Annotated in this window: 4 protein-coding genes and 1 pseudogene; all 5 read left to right on the plus strand. The window is 62.9% G+C overall.

The window, feature by feature from the left end:
• On the plus strand, positions 1–264 hold a 264-nt coding region (locus tag AC1DFE_RS23850), incomplete at its 5' end, for a cupin domain-containing protein (protein WP_476904383.1).
• Positions 265–273: 9 nt separating this feature from the next.
• Entirely contained in the window at positions 274–759 is a 486-nt protein-coding gene (locus AC1DFE_RS23855) for a dimethylamine monooxygenase subunit DmmA family protein (RefSeq protein ID WP_476908302.1), read from the plus strand.
• Complete coding sequence (locus AC1DFE_RS23860) at positions 756–1,742, plus strand: PDR/VanB family oxidoreductase (protein ID WP_476908303.1); 987 nt, start codon at positions 756–758, stop codon at positions 1,740–1,742. The genes AC1DFE_RS23855 and AC1DFE_RS23860 overlap by 4 nt, the downstream gene beginning before the upstream one ends.
• Positions 1,739–2,737 (plus strand): heme-dependent oxidative N-demethylase family protein, encoded by a 999-nt coding sequence (locus AC1DFE_RS23865; RefSeq protein ID WP_476908304.1) that lies wholly within the window; start codon positions 1,739–1,741, stop codon positions 2,735–2,737. Before AC1DFE_RS23860 ends, AC1DFE_RS23865 begins: the two co-directional genes overlap by 4 nt.
• Positions 2,738–2,917: 180 nt before the next feature.
• Positions 2,918–3,411 (plus strand): annotated as a pseudogene (locus AC1DFE_RS23870) (hypothetical protein); the annotation flags it as partial.

Raw genomic sequence — 3,411 nt, forward strand, 5'->3', positions numbered from 1 at the left:
TCCCTCCACAACCCTGAAGGGTCGGTTATGAGCGCCGGCTTCTTCGAGCTGAAGGCCTCCGAACCCCTGGTGTACACGTACACCTACGACGAAATGAAGGTGGTCGTAGCCGGTGAGTTCATCCTCACCGACGAGGCGACGGGCGAAGTCACCCACGCCAAGGAGCGCGATGTGCTGTTCTTCCCGAAGGGAACGACAGTCAAGTTCGAGACCCCCGAGTACGGCCTGGGGTTCTTCACCGGCCACCGCTCCTTCGCACCGTAAGGACCGACCATGCGTTCCGCGTCCATGCCGCCGGCAGCAGGCACAGGCCTGGAACCTGGTTTCCGCGGTGTCATCTGTGCGTCTTTTGGCGCCACAGGTGACTCCGCGGGTCAACACACCGGTGTCCAGCCCAGGCATGATCTCCGTTTTCAAGCTGCAAACCACGAGGCCCTCTCGGAGCTGAGGTCCGCACTCGGACGTTCGCACGTCGGAGTCCGCCTCGTCCTCGCCGGTCCCCCGGCGGACATCCGTGCAGCCGCGGCCACCGCCGCCGAATGCGGTCTGCAACAGGATGAGCTCACCCTCCTGAATGACGAGACCGCGCCACGGCTAATCTACTGCCCGCATTGCCATGCCACCACACCAACCGACAGTGCAGCCGGTTCCGAGGTGCAGTGCCAGGGATGCGCCACCAGCCTGGCCACCACCGATCACTTTTCCCGCCGAATGGGCGCGTACCTGGGGTACTCAGCCCACGCCGAGGAGGCATCATGACTATCACGGCGCTCCCGATCACTGCCCACCCGGCGGTGGAAGGTGGCCTCCACTTGGAGGTGACAAACGTCAGTCCCCAGACGGCATCGATCGTCAGCATCACGTTGGCCGATCCGTCGGGGGCACGCCTGCCGTCCTACGTCCCGGGCAGCCACCTTGTTGTCCAGTACGGTAGCGGCGTCAATGCGTACTCGCTTACAGGTTCAGGCAACGGCCCGTCGGAATACAACATCTCGGTTCTCCGGGTCGAAGACGGCTCCGGCGGTTCTGTGGCCATGCACCAGCTCTCAGTCAGCGACCGTGTGTACGTGTCGCGTCCCCGCAGTGCTTTTGCCCCGGCGTCAACAGCCACCCACCATTTGCTGATCGCTGCTGGAATCGGCATCACGCCGGTGCTGTCGCACGCCCGGGCGGCGGCCGAACGGGGCAACACAGCGTCCCTGATCTACGTGCACCGGCACGGCGCGGGGGCCCATGTGGGCGAGGCGCAGGAACTGCTGGGACAGGGGCTGAGCGAGCTGATCGAATGTACGGATCGCGGCAGTTTCCAACAGGTTCTGACGGATGAGCTCAGCACCCAGACAATCGGAACCCACCTCTATGTCTGCGGCCCGGCTGCCTTCATGGATGCAGTCCTGGATCAGGCGCGGGAGCTGGGATGGTCATCGGCGAGGCTGCACTCGGAAGCCTTCGGTGCGGCCGAACTGGAGGAGGGCGAGCCGTTCACGGTGAACCTGGTCCGCAGCGGCTTCAAGTTGGACGTGCCGGCCGGTGTTTCGCTGCTGGAAACTCTCGAAGGGGCAGGGAAACGCATCCCCAACATGTGCCGTAAAGGCATCTGCGGCGAATGTGTGCTCCCGGTCCTCCGGGGGACCCCGCAGCACCGGGACCTCTACCTGACCGAGCAGGAAAAGGCCGAAAACACCACAATGATGTGCTGTGTTTCACGCAGCAAAGACCCAGAATTGGAGTTGGACCTTTGAGCATCACCATCGACAAAGACACTGACACCACCACCCTCCCGGAACGCATCAGGCGCTTTCCCTTCCCTTTTACCGGTGACAGCTACCGCTACAGCGCCAACGTCGAACCGGCCAACAAAAACGTGCCGACGGACGCCGGCGCCTGGGGAGCCGGGCTCATCGACATCGACGAGTTCTACCTCCAGGAACTGGCGGACCGCGACCGGATCCTGACCCGCGATTCCTCGCGGATGCAGGTCCTGCCCCACATGCGGCCGGCCGTGTGGGACACCATCGCCACCCTGCTGCCCACCATGGCCGAGGAATACCCGGACATCATGTCCTTCCACCGCGAAGGGAACGCTTGCCGCTGGCAGAACAAGCTGCAGGGCCTCGACGTTGAGTTCACCGTCGGCGACGACGACTCGTTGCCCATGGGCCCCATGCGGTTCCTGGGAAGCCAGATCCAGGACGACGTCGTTCTCCTCGACATTCGGGATGACACGATGTGGCTCGACGCCGGCCTGGTCACCTTCGCCGCGGACTGGTCCTTCAGTTTCGACGTCGGCATGAGCTTCCTCGAAATCCACGGCCCCGTGCCGCGGGTCAAGGAAGAAAACATCATCAGCCGCGCCGAGAAGTTCCTCATGCGCCTGCAGCCCGGAGAACAGTTCCGCCGCACCAACTGGACCATGACCATCGGCAACCGCCTGGACACCTCCACCGAAACCTACCCCGAATGGGGCCCGGACCGTGGAACCATCGCCACCGACCCCGACATGCCCGACAAGCTCCACCTCCGCGTCGAGGTCCAGCACCTGATCCGCCTCCCCCACACCGGGGTCCTGCTGTTCCTGATCCGGAGCTACCTCCTGCCCCTCAGGGACATCGCCCGGGTACCCGAGTGGCGCGAAAAGTTCGGCCACGTACTGGCCGAGCTCCCGGACGACATGGCCGAGTACAAAGGCATCATCCGCTACCGCAAAGCGGCCTCTGACTGGCTGCTGGCCGGCTAAAGCCGCTCCCCCGACCCAAGGTATTAACTGCAGTCTTACCGAACTAACCCACAAAAAAGGCTGGACTAGAGGATTTGCATGGCGTAGCTTTTTCTACACGGCCCGAATGTACGTGGCCGGCGTCACGCCGGCCGGGCTTGGAGCAGAGCCTGGCCGGACCTTTAGCAGCAGCAACCAGAGATGAACAGTTCTGACGAAGACGAACAGTTCTGGGAATCCCGGGACCTTTGGTCCCGACAGCACACCACACAGGCATCCTCATCCTTCAAGGACTTATTAAGGAGAAAAAGCATGACTCTCGAGATTGAAACTTCAGCTGTTGTTGGGGTGGCGCACCCTTTGGATCCGTTGTCGCGGGAGGAGATTTCGCGTGCGGTGGCGGTTTTGCGGGAGGGGCTGGCCGCGGCGGAGTCGTTCCGTTTTATCAGTGTTGAGTTGCGTGAGCCGTCCAAGGAGGACCTGCGCAACGGTGTGCAGGTCGTCCGGGAGGCGGACGCTGTCCTGGTTGACCGTGCCGAGGCTCGTTCGTACGAGGCGGTTGTTAATCTTGATTCGGGCACTGTTGATGCGTGGAGGCAGCTCGCTGCCAACGTTCAGCCCCCGTTCATGCTTGATGAGTTTGCCGAGTGTGAGGAAGGGTGCCGGAAGGACCCGGGTGTTATTGCCGCTCTTGC

It is taken from the genome of Arthrobacter sp. 05T423 (assembly GCF_056396245.1).